Origin of the sequence: Pseudanabaena sp. CCNP1317 (genome assembly GCF_034931345.1) — a bacterium.
GTDB classification, from domain to species: Bacteria; Cyanobacteriota; Cyanobacteriia; order Pseudanabaenales; family Pseudanabaenaceae; genus Pseudanabaena; species Pseudanabaena galeata.
Window position 1 is genome coordinate 63,426 of record NZ_JAYGIF010000004.1, and the last position, 24,376, is coordinate 87,801.

Genomic DNA, 24,376 nt, shown 5'->3' on the forward strand with positions numbered 1-24,376 from the left:
TTGATATAGACTGATTTTAGATTTTTGCGTTTAAAAAAGTCGTTGCTAAAGCAGCATAACTAAGAAGTTAAGCAAAACATTTAAGAACAACACATAAGAATTTCTAATCAATTGACAGAAACTTTTTCACAAGTCTTGAAAAATTCAGAAAATAAACAAAGAAAAGGAGACTACACATTGTGTAGTCTCCTTTTCTTTGTTTATTGTTTTATTGCGCGATCGCATCATTCAGTTTGCCACTGCGAAAGCCTTCTAAATCCAAGGTGATTGAACTAAATCCATATTTACGAAAGGTTTTGGTCAGATCAGCGATCGCTATAAAATTCATAAACTCATGTAGCCGATCGCTAGGCACTTCGATTTTTGCTGTATCACCCATTGAGCGCACACGGATATCGCCTTTCCAGCCGCGATCGCGCAAATATTGCTCGGCATTACCAACGCGCCTTAATTTCTCAATGGTTATTTCTTCACCATAGGGGAACCGTGAGCTTAAGCATGGTTGTGAAGGCTTATCCCACCAAGGCATTCCCAAATATTGCGATAACATGCGTACTTCGAGTTTGCTAATCCCCACTTCGGCAAGGGGCGATCGCACGCCGCGTTCTTTTGCTGCTTGAATTCCTGGGCGATAATCTTGCAAATCATCAGCATTTAAGCCATCAACAACATAGTTATAACCCATGCTTTTAGCCAAGGGCTTAAGTGTGTCGTGCAATTCACTTTTGCAGAAATAACAACGATTAATTGGATTAGAGGTGTAGTTGGGATTATTCATCTCATCGGTTTGGACGATTTGATGCTTAAGACCCATAAATTCTGCTTGTATTTGGGCGGCGGCAAGATCGGCAGGTAATAATGATGGCGAGTTTGCCGTGATCGCTAAGGCACGATCGCCTAAAACATCAAAGGCGACCTTGGCGACAAGGGTGCTATCAATACCACCTGAGTAAGCTACCAGCACTTGCGATGACTCATTAAATATTTGACGTAAGCGATCGAGCTTGTTGGACAAAGTGGCGTTTAACATACAGCTATTAGTGAATGTGCAAGGTTTAGGAAGGAGTATTGCCCATGTGAAAATATATGAAAATCATATAGCGTTTCCCATTTTAACGTGAGTTCGATATAGCCATTTGCGGCGTGCGAAGCACGCCGCAAATGGCGAAAAATGGGAAGAATCGCTTAGCAATTCTTCCCATTTTTCGCTTTCGTCGAACTAACGTCATTTTAGAAAATTCCGTATTATTACCTCGCCAAAGGCGAGGCAATAATACGGAATCACAAAAGTGTTGCTACACTTTCGTGAATTGGTATAAGCCCCAAGAATTGATTGACGGCGCTCCGCGCCGCCAATCAATTCTTGGGGCTTAGGGATTTTCTCGCTTACAGCAATTGCCGAGCAAGCGAGCCACAAGCAGAGACTTAAAAACCTGATTGATTGGCAAAACTGTGGAAATTCACATCTTGCCGTAGGGGCAGTTTTTGCTCAAATTTTTGTTGTGACCCAATCACGGAGTTACTAAACCTGCCCCTAAAAAGATTTGTCAGTCAAGCAGAAACTTAAAAATATTGCTTTGAAACGCTTTTAAGTTTCTGCTCGGTTTGGGTTTGAGCGCAAAGCGCTGTAGATATATTAAGCATTGTAATTGGGATCAAGGTTACCTTCTAAGAGTCCCAGAAATACGCGCATAGATAGCTAGTCAAAGCAGGAATTGGGATTCCTGTTCTCTGTGATTCAGTATTAGAGATTTTGGGCTGCAAAATATTTTGACATTGAGGTAAAAACTTCTGCTTCTCAGGATCTTTAGACTTCAACTGATTAAGCTGATTCACCGTAGCAGAATTAACTGTACTGGCTACTGTCTCAGCCCTTTGTTGGATCTCTACCCATTTGCTAATTTGCACTAGTTCGGGACGATAAGCTTTAATACGTTGTTGAGCATCGCCGTATAACACAGAGTCAGTGGGAATCTCCTCTAACTGCTTTATAGCTTGTTGCCGTTTCTCTTGGGCAGATTTCCACACAGTTGACCTATGCGGAGGATTTTGGGTTAACTTCGCCGCCTCAATTGTGCCATTCTTCGCGGACTCTAGATTTTTATTAGCCGTCTGCTCGATATTGATTTTGCGATCAAATTCAGCTAATTTTGGACGCAGGGTTGCTAGCTCGGACTGAGCATCCCCATATAGCGAAGCAGGGCGATCAGAAATTCCTTCTAGCTGCGAAATGATCGTTTGTAAGCGATTGCGCGTACCAGTGAGAGTTTCTAGCTTCGTAATTTTCTTGGGATTGATATCTTGGTTACTAAAATTCCTTGAATTGGCTAAATATTGTTGCTGATTAGAACGATCCCACACTAGCCAGCCACAAATGCCGACAATGGCGATCGCCACAGCACCAAAAGCCACAGAAAATATTAATGACTTATCCCTTGGATAGGCGGTTTTAATCGGCTCATGTTCTGTCTCGACAGTAGGGATAGGCTTCTTGGCAGTACGTCTGACAGTAGGCGGCGGTGGAGGTAATGGCATTGGTATCGCAGCCACAGTTGGGGAATCAAAGTTAAAGTCTTCATCATGATCTGACCAAGATTCTTTCTGCTCTGAAGGCGATCGCCGTTCCGATTCTTGTCCATTAACTTCAAAAGGATCTTTGTCAAACGATACTAGCTCAAAAGTATTTTGCGGCAGACTATCTAAGTTAAGTGTTTGCAAGTCGAGATTGCCTAAATCAAAATCCTCATTCTTGGTATTGTTGATTTCGTCAGGAGCATGGACATCTTGCACTGCTTTATTAGCAGCTATTTTTAGATCGTTTTCGATACTACTCTTGAAACTCTTTAAATCATCTTGAATTGGCGATTCAAGATTTGCTGTCTGAATCTCTGTCTCATCGCTGTTAAATGGCAGGTTTTCAATTGCGCCAATATCGCCAAATTCTTCTAGTTCTTCAAGATCGAGTTCAATTAATGGCAAAGGTGGCTTAATCTCTGCTGTTTTGTGCCATTCTGGATGCTTGGCTCCAGAAATCCTACCATACACAACTAAACTATCCGCCCCCTCGATTGGTAGCTTATCAATACGGCGTTTCACAATATCATAGAGAGAGGCATAGTCAACATCATCACCATCTGCTCTAGTGATCAGAACATGTAATTGAGATTCTTTGCGGCGGATTTGGGTTTTTACCTTATAGTTTTGAAGGTCTGCCTCTATCGCATTGACAATGCTAGCCTCATCCATCTTGAGATCCTCATCCTTGCGTTTCGATCGCACATATTAAACGAAAAGCCATACAAATATCCAACAATATCCAACCAAATGACTACAAAAAGATGAACTTTTTGCTTCAAATTTACAATATACCCCGACGTTGGTGGACAGAATTTTCATTGCAAACCAAGCTAATGGCTTTGATTACGCTATTAGTTTCTTTGCTAATGAGTGCTGTCACCTTTTGGGCTGTTAACGATATTCAGACCGATGCTCGCCTCAATGATACGCGCTTTGGCAAAGATTTGGGGTTATTGCTGGCTGCTAATGTCGCCCCTTTAGTTGCAAAAAATGATCTTCAGGAAGTAACTCGCCTATCTAAAGAATTTTATGATAGTAGCTCTAGCATTCGCTACATTCTCTATGCTGATCCTGATGGCGAGATTTTTTACGGGATTCCGTTTAACTCTAATGAAGTTAAAAATTCATTAAGTATTAGACGCAGAATTCAATTGCCTGAAGATCCTATGATGCGCCCCGATCGCCCTTTGGTCAGGCAGCATATTACGCCACAGGGTGAAGTTACGGACATATTTGTAAATTTGCAGCATGAAGGCAAATCGTTAGGGATCATTGCGATCGGCATTAATCCTAATCCCACGGCAGTAGCCTCTTCGAGTTTGACGTTAGATGTGACTACGGCTGTATTTGTATCGATTTGGGCGATGGTAATTTTGGGGGCAGCATCCAACTCGGTGACGATTACGCGACCACTTCGGGAATTGGTGGCTGGGGTACAAAATATTGCTAGTGGCAACTTTAAGCAACGTATCGACTTGCCCTTTGGTGGTGAATTGGGGGAATTAATTCGCAGCTTTAATGACATGGCGCAACGACTCAAAAAGTATGAAGAGCAGAATATTGAGGAATTGACCGCCGAAAAAGCCAAGCTAGAAACTCTAGTATCGACGATCGCTGATGGAGCATTGTTACTCGACTCCGACATGCGGATCGTGCTAGCCAATCCTGCGGCGATCAAGATTATGGGCTGGGATCAAGAGCCTGTGAAGGGAGACTGGAAGTGCAAAAGTATTTTGAATATTTTGCCTGAGCGACTCAGTGCTGATTTAGGGCGATCGCTGATGCAAATTGCCACAGGCGATCGGGAGGGCGGCGAATTTCGGATTATGGCTTCAGGCGATAAGGGTGATTCAGTGCTAGCCCATGCCTTTCGGATTTGGATTACTAGTGTCTTAAGTTCTAGTAATGCCATTAAGGGGATTGCGATTACGATTCAGGACATCACCCGTGAGGTGGAGCTAAATGCTGCTCAAAGTCGATTTATCAGCAATGTTAGTCATGAGTTACGCACGCCTTTATTTAATATCAAGTCCTTTATCGAGACTTTGCACGAGTATGGTGATGAACTAAGCGAAGATCAGAAAAAAGAATTTCTCGGTACGGCAAATAACGAAACCGATCGCCTCACCCGTCTAGTTAATGATGTGCTGGATCTATCTCGATTAGAGTCAGGTCGTCAATATCATTTCTCGGCGATCGATTTATCAGAGACCGTGGAGCAAACGGTCAGAACGTATAAACTCAATGCTTCATCTAAAGGTATTGAGCTGATTCATGAAATTGAGCCAGATTTGGAGAGAATCTGGGGCAATTACGATTTGATTTTGCAAGTGTTATCTAACTTAGTTGGCAATGCTCTCAAATTTACGGATATGGGCGGCAAAGTCACGATTCGGATTTATCCTTGGCAAGATCAAACCACCACTCAGCCCCATCGCACCGTCAACTATATCCGTGTCGAGGTGGAGGATACAGGACATGGTATTCCTGCCGAAGATTGCGATCGCGTGTTTGATCGTTTTTATCGGGTCGAGGATAAAGTGCATACTCTCGAAGGTACTGGTTTAGGTTTATCGATCGTCCGTAACATTATCGAAAAACATCACAGTGCGATTCATATCAAGAGTGAGGTTGGTGTGGGTACGACTTTCTGGTTTGACTTAAGCGTGTATCAAGATCGCTGTGAGTTACCAGTTATGGGCGCGATCGCTGCTCCTGTTCAGGCGATGACGGTTTAGGAATTGTGACTAAATGTTGTTTTAGGAGATTAAGTTGATGATTGCTCAACCACAGTTAATTCAAGAAGATCATCAAATCATCATGTCTGCCGACGAGTATCTTGTTTGGGAAAGGCAGCAAGAAGAAAAATATGAATATGAAAACGGGAAAATCATTGCGATGACAGGCGGCACAATCCCTCATAGCCAAATTCCTCTTAATTTAGGAGCATTGCTGCTTGCTCATTTGCGTGGAAAAGGATGCAAGATCTCGATCAGCGATGCTAAAGTTCTTGTTAGATCTCGGAAATATTATTATCCTGATGTGGTTGTGTCCTGTGACGATCGTGATCGCTTCTCCCGTGATTTTTTGCAATATCCTGTGCTGATTGCGGAAGTTTTATCTCCTACCACCGAAGCACGCGATCGCGGTATTAAGCAGCAAAGTTATATGGCGATCGATACGCTGCAAGCCTATATCCTGATCGACTCAGAGCGTCCTAGTGTCGAAGTTTATCAAAGACATAGCGATCGTGCTTGGGAATATCAGTCTATAGCGATCGAGGAGACAACTTTTGAGCAAGATGATCCTCTTATTCATATAACTAGCATCGATCTCCAATTCCCTTTATCTGCCCTCTACGAAAATGTTGATTTTCTTGATAGCTCGCAACTGTAGAGTAGATATATTGTTCGTTAATCAAAATTGCGATCGCTGCTCCTGTTCAGGCGATGACGGTCTAGTAATGTCGCTGTTGCCACAGCGATTATCTCTGGGTTAGAGCATTAGATCATGAAGTAATTCAAAGGTTACTCAGGAGTGAGATCATGGAAGAGTCAGTAGTTTATCAAGAAATTTTGCGCGAAGGTTTAGCTAAAGGCAAAGCTGAGGGTTTAGCTAAAGGCAAAGCTGAAGGTTTAGCTAAAGGCAAGGTTGAAGCAACTAACCAAATTGCTATAAATATGTTGCATTCTAATATGTCTCCAGATTTAGTGGCTCAGTTAACTGGGCTAACCCTAAAACAAATCCAAAAACTACAAAAAATTTCTACAAAGCAACCTCGGACAAAAAAATCACTTTAGCTTCAACTGCTGAGATATTTTTAGTTCCCGATTTTCTCCGTTGGCGAATTGCTAATAGCTCTTGCTGACACTACTTTTTGACTATTTTTCCTGCATCTGGATCTGGCAAAAGGTCTTTTAAGGATTCGATGACGGTTTCACGAATCACAGCTTTTAGTTCTTCAATTGTGAGATCTTTAACTTGCATGGTAGTTATTACACAATTAGGGTTATTATCTGATTATAATCTAATACCTATGCATCTCAACGGTATTAGCATAGATACCTATAAATGAGTGTTTCTCCACAAATCGAATGAATAAGAGAAGAATTAGAGTGAGTCCCAACTATTTGCTAGAACCAATAAGTGGAGAAGTTTTCTTTTTTGATAAGGTTCTAGACAAAGAGGTACTTAAGTTTAATTGTCAAGATAAAAAAGGATCTAGATTAATTTTTGAAGATCGGATGCAGGGATGGTTTTTCGACCCAGCTCTTAACCTTGTTGATGATATCAATTCGTCAGTTGTAGCTGTTCACATTGTAACACCTCTAATTGAAGCTTTAAGGTGCTACATATTAGGTAAAAAACCTATTGCAAGAGAATCTAGTACCTTCTTTAAAGAGCAAGCTGACGAAATCTTTCCATTATTACAAAATAATGAAGTTGCTCGAAATCTTTTGTATAAAGGTGTCCGATGTGGTTTTGCTCATCAAGGTTTTCTCAAAGATGATGACGATGCTTACAATATATTGATTTTATCAGAAGTGTCAGATAAACCAATTATATTTGATGGTCAAGTAATGACTATTCATGCTCGCAAGTATGTTGAAAAAATAAATGAGGCTTATCAAAGTTACTTCAATACTCTAGATAGAGACGCTGACAAGTTGAACAAGTTTTATGATATGTGGAAACATCAATGGAGAATGAAAAGAAGGCATTTGATTGAAATTTCTGGCACATAAACTTAATAGACAATATTGGAAACTGACTTATATGGATAAAGATATTATTCTCACTATTATATTCTTAACCATTTTTTTTGCTGTGATTGGAGGCATAATGTTAAGACTTAGTCTTAGTCCATCTAATTTTTTTATTGGGCTTCTATTTGTTTGCTTTATTTTGACTTTACTAAATCATCGATAAGTTCGCTAAACTTAGTTGAAGCCTCTCTACAAATTACTTAGGATTGCAATATAAAAACAGCAATTACAAACTCACAATTGTTAGTTTGTAACAGTAAAACTTAGCAATACTTTCTTTGAGATACAAATAGAAGAGGAACAGAGGAACTTTAGCAATCGGAATGAGATTTACAAAAAATCCCAAGCTAGGCTCTAGCTAATAAAAAGTAAATATACGGAGGATTTAAGATGGATGCGATGACAACAGAGCAAGCAAGTCATGACTTAGATGGTTTGATCGATCGCGTGATTGATAACGTGCAACCAACAATTATTTGTAATGACAAAGGCAACAAAGCTATTTTAATTTCGCTAGACGAATTTTCATCATGGCAAGAAACTTTGTATTTATTATCAAATCCTGTTAATGCCAAGCGTCTTCTTGGCTCAATTCAATCAGCTAAATCTGGCAAAGTTGCTGAGAGAGAACTAATCGCAGAATGAAGCTCATATTTACTTCGGCTGACAGTATAGTTATTGTGGGTTGTCGATTTCATTACAAAGACTAGACCTTTTCGGGGGTATCGTTTATTAAAGACTCAACTCATCAGATTATTGTCAACTGCTAACTATCGAAATCTATGTCGATCGCCCCAATACTTAAAGCTGAAAACATCTCGAAATCCTTTGGCGGCATTCATGCCGTAAGCAATGCCCGCATTGAAGTACCCGCAGGAAGCATTACAGGATTAATTGGTCCCAATGGGGCAGGAAAAACCACATTTTTTGGATTGTTATCTAACTTTCTGAAGCCCGATCGCGGCACAGTACAGTTTGACGGAATGCCAATTCAAGGCAAACCACCCCATGCGATCGCCAAACTTGGCATGATTCGCACCTTTCAAGTACCGCGAGTCCTGTCGCGATTATCAGTGCTAGAAAATATGTTGCTAGCCGCACAGAATCAAGTGGGCGAAAAGTTTTGGAATACTTGGTTTCAGGGTCAAAAAATTGCAGTGCAAGAACGGGAAAATCGCGAGAAAGCGAGACATATTCTTGAATCAGTCGGCTTAATCAGGATGGCGGATGACTATGCGGGAAGTCTGTCGGGTGGTCAGCGTAAGTTATTAGAAATTGCCCGCGCCTTAATGACTGACCCCAAATTAATCTTGCTCGATGAACCTGCGGCGGGGGTCAATCCTGCTTTGATAGAAGAGATTTGTAGCCTGATCCACAAGTTAAATCAAGAAGGCTTGAGCTTTTTGATTATCGAACACAATATGGATGTGATTATGTCCCTATGCGATCGCGTCTGGGTCTTAGCCGAAGGTCACAATCTCGCTGATGGCTCACCCGCAGAAATTCAAAGCGATCCTAAAGTTTTAGAAGCATATTTAGGCTCATAGCTTTTACTGATAAACATCTCTACGATGACCAATTTTTAAGACCAAAATCAGTAGTTGATTATCCTGAATGCGGTAAATGATGCGATAGTCACCAACTCGAATTCGGTAAAGGTCATCCTCTCCTGATAGTTTGACCACGCCATCGGGACGAGGCGAATCGACTAAAGCGTCAATTTTTGATTTTATGCGTTGTTGTTCTTGAGGAGATAAAGCCTTTAACTGCTTAGCGGCTGGCTTAGCAAATTCGATGTAATAAGTCATACACCGATTTCCACTTTTAACTCTTCCCAAGAAATAGTGCCTTCAGTCTCAATAGTTGCTAAGGCAGCATTAGCATCTGCGATATCTTCATAGTCTTCAAGCTGTTGATTTTTGAGTGCGTGCAGAAAATCAATAACTTTTACAATTAGAGCATCAGGCACTTCACTTAACTCTTCAATTAATCGCTCTTTGAGAGTCATAGCTTACCTCACCAAAATTACATCTAGGCGCTAATTCTAGCATTCATGAATTTAAAATCCTTGTCTCAATCTTTTAATGTGTTGCTATTAGTGCCTACTGGCATTAATGCGGCGATCGGTGGTTATGCTGGAGATGCTTTGCCAGTGGCGAGAGCGATCGCATCAGTTGCTGATAACTTAATTACGCATCCCAATGTCTTAAACGGCGCGAGTTTATATTGGTCGATGCCCAATGTTTTATACACCGAAGGCTATGCCCTCGATCGCATGGCAAAAGGTGACTGGGGATTGCGTCCTGTAAGAGCTAATCGTATTGGCGTAATTCTCGATCGCGGTATGGAATCAGATTTAGAATTGCGTCATCGTCAAGCAATATCAGCAGCACAGGCTACTTTGGGTTTAAATATTACTGATGTACTAGTTACCGATCGCGATCTGGGTGTAGAACTGCGATCGGGAGATTCGGGTGCAACATGGGGAACGATCGCTAATCTCGATAGTTTACTGAGAGCCGCCGAGAAGTTAATTAAAGTTTCTCAAGTAGAAGCGATCGCCGTTGTCGCCAGATTTCCCGATGACCCTGACAGTGAAGCCTTACAAAACTATCGCCAAGGTAAAGGTGTTGATGCGCTCGCAGGAGCCGAAGCAGTCATCAGTCATGCGATCGTGCGTGAGTTTGCCATACCCTGTGCCCATGCACCAGCTTTACAACCTTTGCCCCTCGATCCAAGTGTGTCGCCTCGTGCTGCCGCCGAGGAGTTGGGCTATACCTTTTTACCCTGTGTGCTAGTCGGGCTAAGTCGTGCGCCAAGGATTATGACATCGCCTAATTTATTTAATGCTGATGATATTACGGCGGATCGGATTGATGCGATCGTTACTCCCTACAGTGCTTGCGGTGGTGCGGGTCTACTAGCTCTAAATCCACTTCCCCATGTGCAAATTATCTTTGTTAAAGAGAATCAAACAGGGCTAAATGTTACACCTGAAATGTTGAGTTTAAGAGGGATTCAAGTTGAGAATTATTGGGAAGCGATCGGGGTTTTAATCGCAATGAAGGCAGGAATTAATCCTCGTAGCTTACGGAACTACCCATTCTCATCAAACGACTCGCTTAACTTCTCAAATTCATAAACCCCTATAGTCTAGCTTTTACTTTCCTATATAGCGCTTATCAGTCTAGTGAAGTACGGGTTTGTTTCCCCGCCGAAGGCGGGGAAACAAACCTATCTATCTCTTGCGTTGCTATACAAATCAATATACTTTAACGTCAGTTCGACGAAAGCGAAAAATGGTAAGAATCGCTTAGCGATTCTTACCATTTTTCGCCATTTGCGGCGTGCTTTGCACGCCGCAAATGGCTATATCGAACTCACGTTACTACTCTGACGGGCGTTTCAGTTTGGTATAACGGTCGTGTTGAGCGGACTCAGATCACCATCGAACCTGACGACGAAGATTCATGATTCTGGCAGATGACACACTGCTTCAATGTTGTTGCCCTCTATGTCAATGACGAATGCACCGTAATAATGTGGATGGTAATGGGGGCGCAAACCTGGTGCACCATAATCTTTGCCCCCAGCAGCAATAGCAGCGTGATAAAACGCATCAACTTGCTCACGGTTCTCTGCCCTCCAGCAAAGATGACAGCTAGTCGTAGCAGAAGCACCTCCATAGGGTGAGGAACCGTCCACGAACCATACATCAACCTTTTTGCCATCTGGCTCCGTGGCATCTGGATGGGCAAAACCTAGGATATTCATTCCGTCGTAACTACCCTCAAGACTAAGGCTGTAGCCCAATGGAGCCAAGGTCGCGCTGTAAAATGCTTTAGTACAAGCTATATCACTCACACGAAAGGTCATATGATCGAGCATTAGATTTTTCCAAAAAAGAGTGGTTTAATCGTACAACAATCATACAGCCTTTTAGGGAACTCCAAGGAAAAAATGTTCCTTATAAACCCAAAAATATTTCGGCGGGCTACGCCCGCCGAAATACTTTTGGGTTTTATTAAATTTTTGTTCCTTAGCACCTACGGCGCTAAAAACACCAAAATGGGTTTTGATCTCTGTAACATTAATACATAGAGAAACTCCGTCAAGGCAAGATATGAATTACGATGCGATCGCGATCGGTGCAGGACTATCGGGCTGTAGTGCCGCTATCCAACTAGCAAAGCTGGGCTATCGCGTCCTACTGCTAGAGCAGAGCCACTATCCGATGCATAAACTTTGTGGCGAGTTTCTTTCCGTTGAAGTAACTGAATCCTTTGAGCATCTAGGCATAATGGAACAGGTTCGCAAAGTTGGTGCTCAACCGATTCATCGGGCTTACTTGACTACCTCTGGTGGTGCATCATTTCGGAGCAAGCTTCCAAGTACTGCTATGGGCTTGAGCCGCTATCAATTAGATTTAATGCTATTTCAAAGAGCGCAAGCGGTGAACGTAACTTGCATTGATAATACTAAAGTTACGGGCGTGACAGGTAATCTCGCAGAAGGATTTACCGTGAATACTACTAAAGGAGAATTCTCTGGAAGATTAGTATTGGGAGCATTTGGTAAACGTTCTTCCCTCGATCGCACTCTGAATCGCGCATTTATCCAAAAGCGATCGCCTTGGGTTGCCTATAAAGGACATTTCACAGGTGTGGATATTGCTGACGTGATCGAGCTGCATAGTTTTCCTAATGGCTATTGTGGACTATCGCAAATCGAAACAGGGGAAATTAATGTTTGTTGGATTGCCCATGAACGGGTGATGAAAGAACCAACGCATCCAGAGTTAGATATTCCTGAATCCTTAGCCAAAAATCCTGTGCTCGCCGATCGCTTCCACAATATGCAAAGAGTTTCGCCATCGCTGCAAGGTTTAAGCCAGATTAGTTTTGCATTGAAAGAGAATTTCTATAACGACATCTGCATGATTGGCGATACGGCGGGAATGATCACGCCGCTTTGTGGCGATGGCATGGCGATGGCGTTGCGATCTGCCGAAATAGCAGTTCCCCTAGTTAGTCAGTTTCTGGAACATCAAATCACGGCGATCGCCTTTAAACAACAATATGCGATCGCATGGCGTAAAGAATTCCAAACCCGCTTGCAACTAGGGCGGATTATGCATAATTGCTTTGTTCAGCCACCACTGGCGAATGTGGGCGTGAGCCTATGTCAAATTGCTCCCGCTCTGGGAAATTGGATTATCGGCGCAACTCGCGGCAAACCCAATCCTCTAGTCAGTAATGACTTTGCCAGTAATGCGCTCTCCTAAGGCAATGCCGACACCTGCAATTAGAAAAGCGATCGCGGTTAACACGATCACATTGGCTGTTGAGAGCATGTCCTCCGCAGGTTTAGGAACTAGATAACCAAAAATTGCGATCGCCCCCGATAGACCTCCAAAAAATGTGCCAACGGTCAAACCACTCAGAGATTTAGGAACCATTGTGAGGGCAAAAGCAATCATGCCATTGTTCACGGCACTGAGGCAGGTGAGCATCAATAGAATGCTGATAATGGCGGCGATCGCGCCATAGCCAAATGATAGAAATGCTAAACCTGCGGCAATTCCACCCAAGCTAACGATCATGAAGCGCTTGTTATCAATTAGCTTCGAGATTCTACCTGTCAATAGAGCTACTAAACCTTGACCAATAAATGCCGCCCCCATTAACACCTCAAAAGATAAACCCGTAAACCCTGTAATATCAGCTCTGATCGTGCGTGGTAACACACACCCCATCAGTAAGCGGATGCCTAAACCGATCGCTGCTCCAACCAGCAAGACGATTGCTAAGTTGCTCCAGCATTCTCGAATGGGTAGTGGTTCGTTTTTTTCTAATTCGGGATTGAGATTTTTGGGAATGTAGATCATCGCACTTCGCAAGCTTGCCACACTGGCAAGTAACACAATCGAGGCGATCGTAAAAGTCACGGGTGCGCCCAGCCCTACAATAAATTTCGTCGCTAAGGGTCTGATCGAACCAACAAAACCACCGACTAGGGTTAACACACTGCCTGCAAGCGGTAATTTGGTTGCCCCCGCAAAGATTCCCAGCAGACACATAACTGGACTGCGAAAAGTCGCCATGACGATCGCCCAGAGAATCGCTATGCTGATCAAAAGTACGCGCGTAATTTCACTTGATCCCCCAAAGATCACAAGGCAGGGTAATCCGATAAATAAAGCTGTTGAAGCGATCGCTGCGGCAACAATGAAAGGCATTCGGGTGCTATACCAACGCTGCCAGCGATCGGACAGACCACCAAATAATGGCTCAACGATTACGCCGATCGCGCTTTCGATGACCAGTATCAGTGCTGTTAATTGTTGTGCTTGACTGGTGGGATAGCCAAAAACCTGCTCGATAAACTTTGGCAAATAAATACCGTAGGCAATCCAAGTTAAAGACATGGCTCCCTGAACTGAGGCTAAACCCCATACTTGGAGCCAACGCACTTGACTTGATGCTTGATCTGATGGTGGGGCGATCGCCATAAAGCTCTCCTCATTTTGTAGCAATTTTAATTAAAGAGAGTCGCATTGCGACTCTCTTTAATTAAAATTCTTGAGGATATGGCACAGCAACATCCTCAAGAATTTTGTGTTTAATTACATCGCAAAGCGATGCAATTAAAATGGGATTAATAACTTAATGCACCAAATTTCTAGCCCCCCCTCTAACTCCCCCTTTCAAGGGGGAGAACTTAGACCTTCCCTTGGAAAGGAAGAACTTAGACTTCCCCCCTTTCAAGGCTACCGTGAACACACAAGTCATCAGCTATAGCGTGAGTTACTAATGATCCCCCTCAATCCCCCTTAAAAAGGGGGAAGAAGAAAATTCTCCCCCCTTTTTAAGGGGGGCTGGGGGGGATCTAAAACCTCAAACGTAGACAGAGAGACTTGTGTGTACACGGTAGCTTCCAAGGGGGGACTGAGGGGGGGGGTAAAAACTGACGTAGTGTCAATTACATGAACGCTATTAAAATTGGGTGCAACCTTGCATCGAGATCCTGCCATCGGGCATCGTTGCACGACAGAGATTCGCTTGACTCAAATCTACATTAGTTACATTCGCATTGGTGAGGTCAGCACGATACAAATCTGCACCTCTGAGATTTGCGCCTGTCAAATCTGCGCCATAGAGGCTCGCATTCCGCAAAGAGGCATTAGTAAGATTTGCGCCATTGAGCTTAGCGTAGACCAATTCAATATCAATCAAATTGGCATTTTGCAAATTAGCTTCAGTTAAATCAGCATATTTCCAGCGACTATTCCGCGCATTTGTCCCAGACAAATTTGTTTGGATCAAATCGCTATGAATCAAGAAAGTATTTCGCAAATCCGAGTTGCTGAGATCCGCACCACGAAAATCAGCATAGTACATGGTGCTAAAAGCCAAAGTTGCACCAGAGAGCATACTTTTTCGTAGATCTGCAACGTCAAGGAATGATTCGCGCAAATTAGCTCCATTTGCCGCAATACCGCTCAGTTCGCAGCGCTGACAAGTGCGATGTTCTAAAAGAGCTTGAAAATGTTCATTATTTTGAGCTTGTACACTCGATGCGAGTCCAATAGTCATAACGCTAGTCACAAGAGCGCTAGCGATCGCAGTCACGGTGTGAGTAAAGGCTGTAGACTTCATAAAAAAGTACCATTATTTAGCAATCCCTCTTTAATTGTTATCATACGCTCCCTCTTCACAACACCGCAAAATGTAACAAACCATAAAAGTAACAAATGGTGAGTTCTTATCGCGCTTTAACGCCCAAAGCCATAAAGTTGCGACCCGCAGGGTCGCAACTTTATGGCTTTGGGTAATTTATATATCGGCGCTGGTGTGATGATTTTGTATACTTGTAGTATTTGTTAATGTTTTGTTATGGATCGTACTGAATGTTCGAGCAGTTTCTAGAGACGAATGATTTTTCTTTTCGACCAGAAGTCATTCCCATTTTGGGGGTACTAATTCTGCTAGAGGCAATTCTGTCGGCGGATAATGCGATCGCTCTAGCCGCGATCGTGCGGAGTTTGCCAGATCCTAAGCAAGAAGAATGGGCGCTACGCTATGGGTTGATCGGGGCTTTTGTGTTGCGGGTCGTGTTGATCTTTACGGCGACATGGGTAATTAAATATTGGCAATTTGAACTAGCTGGTGCTGTATATTTACTCTGGCTTTCGGGCAAATTCTTCTTAGAAAAAGCCCAAGAAGGGCATGACGCAAAACATCCAGTGCGGATGGCTGATAAATTATGGCAAGTTGTGGCTTTGGTGTCGCTGACAGACTTGGCTTTTTCGCTAGATAGTGTGACGGCGGCTGTGGCTGTGGCAGAAGAGACTTGGCTCGTACTTATTGGTGGTGTAGCGGGGATCATCACCTTACGTTTCTTAGCAGGATTATTTATCAAGTGGTTAGAAGAATTTACCCACCTTGAGTCCGCAGGTTACCTAATCGTGTTGCTGGTAGGTTTGCGCCTATTTATCAAAGTATTTTCTGATAGTCTAGTGCCGCCTGAATGGTTGATGCTGACTTGTATTGGACTAATTTTTCTCTGGGGATTTTCTAAGCGTGAGCCAATAGATGAGCTTGAATCGATCGCTGAGCAGCCCAAATAATTTATTAAGAGGAGCGCGAAGCGCTCCTCTCTTTTGTCTACAATAATTAATTTGTCGAGAGAAGCGCTTCGCGCTCCTCTCTTTTGTCTACAATAATCAAGACGGAAAAAGGAAAAATAGCCAGATGTTTGAATATCCTGAAGACCTTAAATACACTAACTCCCACGAATACATTCGGCTGGAGAATGACACAGCCTTAGTGGGTATTACTGCTTTTGCGATCGATCAGCTAGGTGATATTGTGTTTCTCGATCTTCCTGAAGTGGGGACAAGGGTAGAAAAAGGTCAAACCTTCGGCACAATCGAATCTGTCAAGGCTGTAGAAGATATCTATTCACCTGTAACAGGCACAGTGATGGAAGCAAATACGGGCTTAGTGGATGAGCCTGAAAATATTGGCAATGATCCCTATGGTACATCTTGGTTACTTAAGGTAAACCTCGAAGATGTAAGCGAACTAGATGGCACGATGTCCGCCAGTGAATATCGCAGTAAGGTAGAAGGTCAATAAAAAAGGCTGCACGAAGTGCAGCCTTTTTTTAAGCTTGAAATTTTAAGCTTGAAAATAAGCAGTTACACCAAAAATCAAAAAGAGAACGCCACCGATTCCTGTAATTACACGCTCAGATATGCGTCCTGCCACCATACGACCACCAATCACAGCAATCACCGTACAAATGCCATGACCTAAGATTGCCCCCAAGGTCACAAAAACTGGATCGTTCGCAGCAGCCAAAGCGATCGTGCTAATTTGGGTGCGATCACCCCATTCTGCCAAGAACGTCATCACAAAAGCCTGTATCCAAATGCCAATCTGTGGATAACGCGCTAACATTTTGCCGAATAGGGGAATCGCAATTTGATGATCTTGCTCTCTAACTGTTTCTTCTGCTTCTTTGACAACTTCCTCGGTTGCGTTGGGTGACATGCGGATGGCATCGATAATTAGCTTCACCCCAAAAATCAAGAATAAGGCGATCGCGCCATAATGCGTGTAAGTCTTTGGCAATAAAGATACGGCTTGACCTAACAGAACCGAGAGTACTGTCATCAATGCTAGTGCTGATAACACTGATGAAAATACGGTGCGGTGGTCATAGCGCATCGATAAGATCACAGCGATAAAAAAAGTTTTATCCCCTAATTCCGAAATAGTAATCAGCAATAAACTTGCTGTAAAAGCTTGTAACAATCTCTTAATTCTCTCGATAGTTAATACCAATTCACAAAAGTGTTGTCACACTTTCGTAAATTAAAAACTGGTTTTCAAGTTAAGAAATGGCGTAGCCATTTCTTAACTTGGCATGACTTCGATTATAAGTCTTTTCGAGAGATTTCTTACGCATTTGCTAATAGATAGAAAGCAATGAAACTACCTTGGCATAAGCATTTCACATAATGAACCAATAATGAATTGATCGTGAATCAATAATGAATTGTCATAATTAGAATTAAGAGAGAAATGCAGCACTTTGTGCTGCATTTCTCTCTTAATTCTAATTATCTTTTAATCTTGGTGGTAACTCGATTGTAAAAGTGGAACCTTGATTAACTACACTTTCTACAGAAATTGTGCCACCCATTAGCAAAACAAGCTGCTCTGTAATCGCTAAACCTAGACCCGTTCCTCCATGCTTACGGGTAGAAGATTGATCGACTTGACGGAATTGCTCAAAAATTGTGCGTTGAAACTCGGGCTCAATCCCAATGCCTGTATCGCGAACAGAGATCAGAATATTTGATATTGCGAAAGGAGAAATCGGTAATTCCTCACTAGATGGATTAATTGTCAAAGTAATAACCTCAGATATAGGCTTATCTATCATTGAATCTAGTGTTTCCGAAGCATATTTCAACTCGACACAAACTTCGCCATTATCGGTGAATTTAATTGCATTAGAAACTAAGTTAGTAATAACTTGCTTAATCCGAATCGAGTCATGATAAATGGCACAAGTACCAATATGATTTTCAAACACAAAATTGAGAGATTTGATATTGGCTAGTGGCTGTAGACTCTCGCAGGTGTGATGAATGAGTTCATCAAGATTAAATATTTCTGGATGAGCTTCCATTTTTCCTGCTTCAATTTTCGATAGGTCGAGAATATCGTTAATCAAGTCCAGTAGATTTTTGCCATTACGAAGAATGCGCTCTACCATATCAATTTGGCTGGTAGAAAGAGCCTCACGACGCTGACGTAATAACACTTGTGAAAAGCCAATAATTGCATTCATGGGTGTTCGTAGTTCATGGCTCATATTCGCAAGGAACTGACTCTTGAGTTGGGTAGCCTCTAGTAACTGAGCATTTTGAGCTTCGATTTGATTGATTAATTGGGCATTGCCGATCGCGATCGCTGCTTGAACTCCAAAGGAAGCCAATAGATTTAAATCTTCGCGAGAACTAGCTCTCTCTAAATGAAAATGTCCGATCGCTAATACGCCCAAACGCCCAGAGCGACTAGATTCAATCGGTACACATAAAGCACTTTTAACGGGTAGATCCTCAATTAGATGTGATTCCCCTGCTTTGATTTCAATGGGAATACCTTCTTTAAATACCTGTGCAATTAGATTTTGAGCATTCAAGTCAAAGGATTCTTGCAGAGGCAAATCATCGGGTAACCCCTTTGCTGCTGATAGAGTTAGTCGATTCTCCTTGGGATTGAAAAGGGCAATCACACAAATCTCCGCCCACATAATCGCGTCGCAAGTCGCCTCTACGACTGATTCTAAAAGAACATCAAGATCTTGTAACTGTTGATTAATTAAGTTGGTGAGCCGTTGCAAAATGCTCATTCGCTTTTGCTGCTCAATCATGATCTTGTTGGTTTCCTGCATCACCTTATCGCGATAGCGCTGCTCGGTCACATCGCGCAAAATCATCACACTGCCTATTAGCTCTGACTCCGTGCCAACAAGCGGTGCAGCCTTCGTACTAAGAATGATTTCATTGCCTTCAGGGGGACGCAACACCACTTGATCTTCCACCACTTCGCCTGTGGACATGGCGCGAAATACGACGAGATTCGCTAAATCGACGGGTTCACCATCTTGATGTCTGATGTCAAATTGTTTGACGATTTCTTCCATCGATTTGGCAATTACTGGTGATGCAGGTACACCATCATTCACCGCATTGAAACTCAGAATTTTGCGCCCTGCGGAGTTGATTTTGAGAATGCGTCCCGCAGGATCGCTGAGTAGTACACCATCCGCAAGCTGCTCGAATACCGTAGTTAGTTCTTCACGCTGACGGGCGATCGTATCAATACTCTGGGCATTGCTAATCGCTGTGGCAAGACGACGACCAATTGATTGGAGAATATTCCGACCGCGATCGGACAGAGGTGTAAGACTGCCTAAAAATAGAACGCCCACAAGGCTGCTTCTGAGCATCAGGGGATAGGCGGAAAGACTTTGAGGAAGTAAATCACCAACGGGAGTTCGATAAACCAGCGTTTGCCCCTTCAGTCGATCGCCTTCCCAAATAATTGCTTCTTGCAGTTGTCCTGCCTGACCGATGATTCCTTCGCCCAGAGAAATTTCTGTCATCGCTTGACTAGTTTTATAGCCCCATTCCGCCGCTAATAATAGATATCCCTCAGGACGTGAGGTTGAAGTTTCCCAAAGGTAAATGCTTCCAAGTTGTGCGCCCGTAAGTTTACAAATTTCCTCTAAACTCGCTTTAATCAATTTGTATTGATCGGTAGTATTTACTAGTACGCGATCGAGGGATTGCAGCGCAAATTGGATATCACGGGCTTCTAAGGTAGCCGTTTTAATTTCTAGATGCGCCGCCATCCGATTAAAAACCTTGGCAAATTCTCCAATTTCATCAGCGCGATTTAACTGCGATCGCGCGGACAAGTTGCCTGTTGATAGTTCTTCGGCTGTTTCTGCTAGCTCTGATAATGGTGGTTGAATACTGCGAATAATGGAAATGGCAACAAATAGCCCTGAACCTAAACCCGCAGAGAAAATCACGATCGCTAGCCATGTGGTGAAGGCTTCCAATTCGGGTGTGCCTTGCTGGATATGCAATAGCAGGATTAATGTAGCTGTGGCTAGCAGGGAGGTGCTAGTGGTTAGCCCAAAAATTAAGCGATTGACTAAACTTTCTCGGCGGGGCAGGTTGGCATTGGTCATGGGAATTTAGTTAGGCGATCTAGTTTGATTTTAGTACTTTTACAAAGTCTAGGGTTTTAAAATCACAAAATGACTTAGCCATTTTGTGATTTTAGAACCCTCACTAGGTTTGGTTTTTAATTCATAAAAGTGTTGTCACACTTTCGTGAATTGGTATAAGGATCTTTTAGTTGTTGATCTGGTGATATTTGCTGATTTTGGCGGCTAAACTCCAACTGCGGTAAAATTAGCTTAGTTATTATCTTGTAAATGCAGCATGACCGCGATCGCCCCTATCTCTTATATTCCCTCAGCACAAACACAGGCTATTGATTGGCAAGCGATCGCCCATGATTTGATTGCCATCGTCGGCGATCGCTACGTGGTGCGTACTCGCGAAGAATTACTCGCCTATGAGTGCGATGGACTCACTAGTTATAAGCAACAACCTGCGATCGTCGTGCTGCCCCTGACCACTGAGGAAGTATCGGCAGTCGTGAAAGTATGCGCGAGTTACAAAGTTGCTTTTGTGGCTCGCGGATCGGGGACAGGCTTATCGGGTGGCGCTTTGCCATTGCCTGACTCAGTACTAATCGTCACAGCCCGCATGAAAAAAATTCTCGAAGTTGATTTTGAGAATCAGCGCGTTGTCGTCCAACCTGGAGTAATTAATAACTGGGTGACCCAAGCCGTAAGCGGTGCAGGCTTCTACTACGCCCCCGATCCTTCGAGTCAAATCATCTGCTCTATCGGTGGCAATGTCGCTGAAAACTCAGGGGGTGTGCATTGTCTCAAATATGGAGTCACTACAAACCACGTTCTCGGAGCCAAGATTGTTCTGCCCGATGGCTCGATCAAAGATATTGGCAGCAAAATCCCTGAAAGTCCAGGTTACGATCTCACTGGTATTTTTGTCGGTTCTGAAGGAACCCTTGGCATTGCCACTGAAGTAACTCTCAAGATTCTTAAATCGGCTGAATCGATCCAAGTCCTCTTAGCCGATTTCACTACCATGGAAGCCGCAGGATCAACGGTTTCCGATGTCATCAGTGCTGGTATTATTCCGGGGGGAATGGAAATCATGGATAACATGAGTATTAATGCGGTCGAGGATACAGTAGCTACAAATTGTTATCCGCGTGATGCGGCTTCGATTTTGCTGATTGAAATAGATGGATTAGAAATAGAAGTTGCTGAAAGTGCTAAACGAGTTGAAGCAATTTGTTATAAAAATGGGGCGCGAAATGTGACCACTGCAACCGATCCCGAACAACGTCTCAGGTTATGGAAAGGAAGAAAGGCAGCTTTTGCGGCAATGGGTCGCCTTAGCCCTGATTACTATGTGCAGGATGGAGTGATTCCGCGTACTAAGCTTACCTATGTGTTGCAGGAGATTGAGAAACTGAGTGAGAAGTATGGCTACCATGTTGCCAATGTCTTCCATGCTGGGGATGGCAATCTGCATCCATTGATTCTATATAACAATGCGGAAACTGGCGCTCTAGAAACGGTGGAGGAACTAGGCGGTGAAATCCTTAAGCTCTGTGTGCGTGTTGGTGGTAGCATTTCTGGTGAGCATGGTATTGGTGCGGATAAGAAGTGCTATATGCCTGAGATGTTTAGCGAAACTGATTTAGAAACGATGCGATGGATTCGCGATGTTTTTGATCCCCAAGGAATTGCGAATCCAACCAAGATTTTGCCGACTCCACGTACTTGTGGTGAAGGAGCAAAGCCTAGTCATAGCGATGCTAAGTTTAAGTTAGTAGAGAGATTTTAGAGCGATTTTACATTTTGACAATTAGGCTTTTGGCGATCGCTTTGTTTTTGTTGATTTCGTGGGCTTAGGTTGTTTTGCGGAAGGTTTTTGTAGCTTTGGGACTTGTTTGGGTAAATTGGGCGACGAGTTCTAGGAAAATATTGGAACGCAACGTGTTTCCAAAACCCAAGAAGTGAGGGGCGGCACAAAGCGCCGCCCCTCACTTCTTGGGTTTTATGGTAATTTTCAGGGTATAAAAATAATGAAATGGATAATGAAATATTTTCGAGATATCAAACTCAACAAATTGATTTTATGGTGCTATTTAATTTGGTATTTAGTAATCATCATTTTTTATTTTGACCCGACACCTAAAATATGGATAAATGCCATAGGAATCAGTGTAGTAATTGGCACTGCTCTGATATTAAGCGTCTCTGCTAGCAATAGCAAAGTAGATTATTGGCAAACATTTCGACTGTATTTAATGCCATTCTGTGTGTCTAGCTTTTCGTCATTGATTAAAGATAAAGGATTTATGGTAATTATTTCCCCCAAGCCACAGGAAACAATATTAGCGATCTTAAGCTGTGGTATTTTCTTGTCGATTGTTGGAGGGATTAAATTCGCTCATAGAGCGATTAGCCCAAAAAACAGCTAACTTGTAAGCTAAGCTCGTAAAACATATTGCTTTCCAGTTTTAATCCATGACCAATAATGCACAAATCCCTGTTGTTGTCTCTGGGGCAACAGGCAAAATGGGGCGCGAAATAATCAAAGCGATCGCCCAAGCACCAGACATGTCCCTAGTTGGAGCGATCGGTCGCAAACACATCGGCGAAGATATCGGTGAAGTGATTGGTATTGGTGAATTAGAGATACCTGTGACTGACAATCTCGAAGTCGTGCTTGCCCAAGCCTCTCAAGAGTCGCAATTACCCGTAATGGTTGATGTCACACATCCCAGCATTATTTATGACAATATTCGCTCAGCGATCGCCTATGGTGTGCGTCCCGTTGTCGGCACAACAGGTTTAAGCGAACAACAAATTGCCGACCTTGCCATTTTCGCAGACAAGGCAAGTACAGGCTGTATCATTGCCCCAAATTTTTCCGTCGGGGTGATTTTGATGCAACAGGCGGCGATCGCTGCTGCTAAATATTTCCAGCATGTGGAAATTATCGAATTGCACCACAATCAAAAAGCTGATGCGCCTAGTGGCACTGCTATCAAAACCGCCCAAATGCTCTCAGAGCTAGGTCAATCCTTTAATCCTGCTCTTGTTGATGAAAAAGAACATCTCACTGGCGCAAGGGGCGCGACCTATGGCGAGAACATTCGCATTCACAGTGTGCGTGTACCAGGGCTAGTTGCGCGTCAAGAAGTGATTTTTGGGGCGATGGGTGAAACTCTCAAAATTGAACATAATGCTAGCGATCGCACTTGTTACATGGCAGGTATGTTGCTCTGTGTCCGCAAAGTACTTGCGCTCAAGTCCCTTATTTACGGCTTAGAAAAATTACTATAAAGTTCTCGTGTATATCGCGCAATTGAACAACAAAAAAGCACTTGCAATGCAAGTGCTTTTTTGTTGTTCAAGAATACCCCCAGGGGAATTCGAATCCCCGTCGCATCCGTGAAAGGGATGTGTCCTAGGCCTCTAGACGATGGGGGCGTGTTCTTGACCTTTATTAAGATACATACATGACTGAACCTTTGTCAACACTTAAAGCAAACTTTTTTGCTATATAGCTGTTGCCAAGTGTATGAGGACATAAAACCCAAGAAGAGAATGGCGGCGCTTCGCGCCGCCATTCTCTTCTTGGGTTTTGATTTTGTCCTAACACAATCGACGGTAGCTACATAGCACAAATCCAGAACTTTGTGGATTTGTGCTATAGCTTGGGGCGAATACCATAGTTGCGATAGCGCCAATAATCTTGCAGGATTTGAGCATGGTCGAAACATAACTGGCTAGGTATTTCCCAAGCCGTAAAACAACCAACAGACTTAGCATCATCATCAGCCTTTGGTTCGCCCACTGCCTCAGCCATATACACCGCACTAATCGTATGGAGACGCTCATCTCGACTAGGATCTGAATAAAGCCCTAGCAAGTCGATTAACTCCACCTGTAGCCCTGTTTCTTCCTGAGCCTCTCGCCTCGCGGCATCTTCGAGACGTTCGCCATAATCAACAAATCCACCCACGATCGCCCAGCCGTGAGGTGGATTCAGCCGCTCAATTAGGACAATCGGTTGATGGGGGCGATCGCGCAGGGCAATAATAATATCAACCGTGGGAACAGGATTTCGATAAGTCACTGGATTGGTAAAGTTGTTGTAAGTAAAGAAAAACCCGTTTGTTGATGGTGCGGCGAAGCCGCACCATCAACAAACAGTTCCTTATTTTACGGTGAAGTCTTAATGAGTTAGAAAGTTCAACATTATTGTGAACTATAAGGTGTAAGACAGCGCCTTTCGTGGTCTAGAGGGTAATTACAGCTACAAAATA

General features: G+C 43.2%; 23 protein-coding genes and 1 tRNA gene. 13 read left to right on the forward strand and 11 right to left on the reverse strand.

What is annotated here, in order from left to right:
- Positions 1 to 208 precede the first annotated feature (208 nt).
- On the reverse strand, positions 209 to 1,030 hold the full coding sequence (larE, locus tag VB775_RS02620) for an ATP-dependent sacrificial sulfur transferase LarE (protein ID WP_281006973.1): 822 nt from the start codon (positions 1,028 to 1,030) through the stop codon (positions 209 to 211).
- Positions 1,031 to 1,668: 638 nt separating this feature from the next.
- Positions 1,669 to 3,246: a hypothetical protein gene (locus tag VB775_RS02625; protein WP_281006975.1), complete on the reverse strand. Its 1,578-nt coding sequence runs from the start codon at positions 3,244 to 3,246 to the stop codon at positions 1,669 to 1,671.
- Positions 3,247 to 3,338: 92 nt separating this feature from the next.
- On the opposite strand from VB775_RS02625, the gene nblS reads away from it, so the two are divergent.
- The 6 genes from nblS (at position 3,339) to VB775_RS02655 (ending at position 8,890) form a co-directional block, all read left to right on the forward strand.
- A complete protein-coding gene (gene nblS, locus VB775_RS02630) occupies positions 3,339 to 5,315 on the forward strand; it encodes a two-component system sensor histidine kinase NblS (protein WP_281006976.1) in 1,977 nt (658 codons plus the stop codon).
- 37 nt (positions 5,316 to 5,352) lie between these two features.
- Positions 5,353 to 5,973 (forward strand): Uma2 family endonuclease, encoded by a 621-nt coding sequence (locus VB775_RS02635; RefSeq protein WP_281006977.1) that lies wholly within the window; start codon positions 5,353 to 5,355, stop codon positions 5,971 to 5,973.
- A 149-nt stretch (positions 5,974 to 6,122) separates the two neighbouring features.
- The gene (locus VB775_RS02640; protein ID WP_281006978.1) at positions 6,123 to 6,377 is read left to right on the forward strand and encodes a hypothetical protein; all 255 of its coding nucleotides are present in this window, start codon (positions 6,123 to 6,125) and stop codon (positions 6,375 to 6,377) included.
- Positions 6,378 to 6,692: 315 nt separating this feature from the next.
- Entirely contained in the window at positions 6,693 to 7,322 is a 630-nt protein-coding gene (locus tag VB775_RS02645) for a hypothetical protein (protein ID WP_281006979.1), read from the forward strand.
- Between the two features lie 411 nt (positions 7,323 to 7,733).
- Positions 7,734 to 7,988 carry a type II toxin-antitoxin system Phd/YefM family antitoxin gene (locus tag VB775_RS02650; RefSeq protein WP_281006980.1) on the forward strand — a complete coding sequence of 85 codons (255 nt, stop codon included), beginning with the start codon at positions 7,734 to 7,736 and terminating at the stop codon, positions 7,986 to 7,988.
- Between the two features lie 137 nt (positions 7,989 to 8,125).
- Positions 8,126 to 8,890, forward strand: a complete 765-nt coding sequence (locus VB775_RS02655) for an ABC transporter ATP-binding protein (protein WP_281006981.1) — start codon at positions 8,126 to 8,128, stop codon at positions 8,888 to 8,890.
- Positions 8,891 to 8,893: 3 nt separating this feature from the next.
- Here the strand turns inward: VB775_RS02655 and VB775_RS02660 are convergent, their stop codons facing one another.
- Positions 8,894 to 9,151 carry a type II toxin-antitoxin system RelE family toxin gene (locus VB775_RS02660; RefSeq protein ID WP_281006982.1) on the reverse strand — a complete coding sequence of 86 codons (258 nt, stop codon included), beginning with the start codon at positions 9,149 to 9,151 and terminating at the stop codon, positions 8,894 to 8,896.
- Positions 9,148 to 9,351 carry a hypothetical protein gene (locus tag VB775_RS02665; RefSeq protein WP_281006983.1) on the reverse strand — a complete coding sequence of 68 codons (204 nt, stop codon included), beginning with the start codon at positions 9,349 to 9,351 and terminating at the stop codon, positions 9,148 to 9,150. Before VB775_RS02665 ends, VB775_RS02660 begins: the two co-directional genes overlap by 4 nt.
- 60 nt (positions 9,352 to 9,411) lie before the next feature.
- Between VB775_RS02665 and VB775_RS02670 the strand changes: the two genes are divergently transcribed.
- Positions 9,412 to 10,485 carry a DUF3326 domain-containing protein gene (locus VB775_RS02670; protein WP_323216626.1) on the forward strand — a complete coding sequence of 358 codons (1,074 nt, stop codon included), beginning with the start codon at positions 9,412 to 9,414 and terminating at the stop codon, positions 10,483 to 10,485.
- A gap of 326 nt (positions 10,486 to 10,811) precedes the next feature.
- On the opposite strand, the gene VB775_RS02675 is transcribed toward VB775_RS02670, so the two are convergent.
- Positions 10,812 to 11,231, reverse strand: coding sequence for a VOC family protein (locus tag VB775_RS02675; protein WP_407072940.1), 420 nt, complete (start codon positions 11,229 to 11,231; stop codon positions 10,812 to 10,814).
- 187 nt (positions 11,232 to 11,418) lie between these two features.
- On the opposite strand from VB775_RS02675, the gene VB775_RS02680 reads away from it, so the two are divergent.
- On the forward strand, positions 11,419 to 12,627 hold the full coding sequence (locus VB775_RS02680) for an NAD(P)/FAD-dependent oxidoreductase (protein WP_323216627.1): 1,209 nt from the start codon (positions 11,419 to 11,421) through the stop codon (positions 12,625 to 12,627).
- On the opposite strand, the gene VB775_RS02685 is transcribed toward VB775_RS02680, so the two are convergent.
- Positions 12,589 to 13,854, reverse strand: a complete 1,266-nt coding sequence (locus VB775_RS02685; protein WP_281006987.1) for an MFS transporter — start codon at positions 13,852 to 13,854, stop codon at positions 12,589 to 12,591. The two genes, VB775_RS02680 and VB775_RS02685, sit on opposite strands and share 39 nt — an antisense overlap.
- 484 nt (positions 13,855 to 14,338) lie before the next feature.
- Positions 14,339 to 15,001 (reverse strand): pentapeptide repeat-containing protein, encoded by a 663-nt coding sequence (locus tag VB775_RS02690; protein WP_281006988.1) that lies wholly within the window; start codon positions 14,999 to 15,001, stop codon positions 14,339 to 14,341.
- A 251-nt stretch (positions 15,002 to 15,252) separates the two neighbouring features.
- Between VB775_RS02690 and VB775_RS02695 the strand changes: the two genes are divergently transcribed.
- Positions 15,253 to 15,972, forward strand: coding sequence for a TerC family protein (locus VB775_RS02695; protein ID WP_281006989.1), 720 nt, complete (start codon positions 15,253 to 15,255; stop codon positions 15,970 to 15,972).
- A 124-nt stretch (positions 15,973 to 16,096) separates the two neighbouring features.
- Positions 16,097 to 16,483, forward strand: a complete 387-nt coding sequence (gene gcvH / locus VB775_RS02700) for a glycine cleavage system protein GcvH (RefSeq protein ID WP_281006990.1) — start codon at positions 16,097 to 16,099, stop codon at positions 16,481 to 16,483.
- 42 nt (positions 16,484 to 16,525) lie between these two features.
- Here the strand turns inward: gcvH and VB775_RS02705 are convergent, their stop codons facing one another.
- Both VB775_RS02705 and VB775_RS02710 read right to left on the reverse strand, forming a co-directional pair.
- Positions 16,526 to 17,164 (reverse strand): TMEM165/GDT1 family protein, encoded by a 639-nt coding sequence (locus VB775_RS02705; RefSeq protein ID WP_281006991.1) that lies wholly within the window; start codon positions 17,162 to 17,164, stop codon positions 16,526 to 16,528.
- 304 nt (positions 17,165 to 17,468) lie between these two features.
- Entirely contained in the window at positions 17,469 to 20,123 is a 2,655-nt protein-coding gene (locus VB775_RS02710) for an ATP-binding protein (protein ID WP_281006992.1), read from the reverse strand.
- Positions 20,124 to 20,379: 256 nt separating this feature from the next.
- On the opposite strand from VB775_RS02710, the gene glcD reads away from it, so the two are divergent.
- From glcD to dapB, 3 genes are all read left to right on the forward strand, one after another.
- On the forward strand, positions 20,380 to 21,882 hold the full coding sequence (gene glcD, locus VB775_RS02715; protein WP_281006993.1) for a glycolate oxidase subunit GlcD: 1,503 nt from the start codon (positions 20,380 to 20,382) through the stop codon (positions 21,880 to 21,882).
- Between the two features lie 253 nt (positions 21,883 to 22,135).
- Positions 22,136 to 22,522 carry a hypothetical protein gene (locus tag VB775_RS02720; protein WP_323216628.1) on the forward strand — a complete coding sequence of 129 codons (387 nt, stop codon included), beginning with the start codon at positions 22,136 to 22,138 and terminating at the stop codon, positions 22,520 to 22,522.
- A 46-nt stretch (positions 22,523 to 22,568) separates the two neighbouring features.
- Complete coding sequence (gene dapB, locus VB775_RS02725) at positions 22,569 to 23,390, forward strand: 4-hydroxy-tetrahydrodipicolinate reductase (protein WP_281006995.1); 822 nt, start codon at positions 22,569 to 22,571, stop codon at positions 23,388 to 23,390.
- Positions 23,391 to 23,464: 74 nt separating this feature from the next.
- Here the strand turns inward: dapB and VB775_RS02730 are convergent.
- Together VB775_RS02730 and VB775_RS02735 are read right to left on the reverse strand one after the other, a co-directional pair.
- Positions 23,465 to 23,537: transfer RNA gene (locus VB775_RS02730), tRNA-Glu, on the reverse strand.
- A gap of 220 nt (positions 23,538 to 23,757) precedes the next feature.
- Entirely contained in the window at positions 23,758 to 24,186 is a 429-nt protein-coding gene (locus VB775_RS02735) for an NUDIX hydrolase (RefSeq protein ID WP_281006996.1), read from the reverse strand.
- Positions 24,187 to 24,376 lie beyond the last annotated feature (190 nt).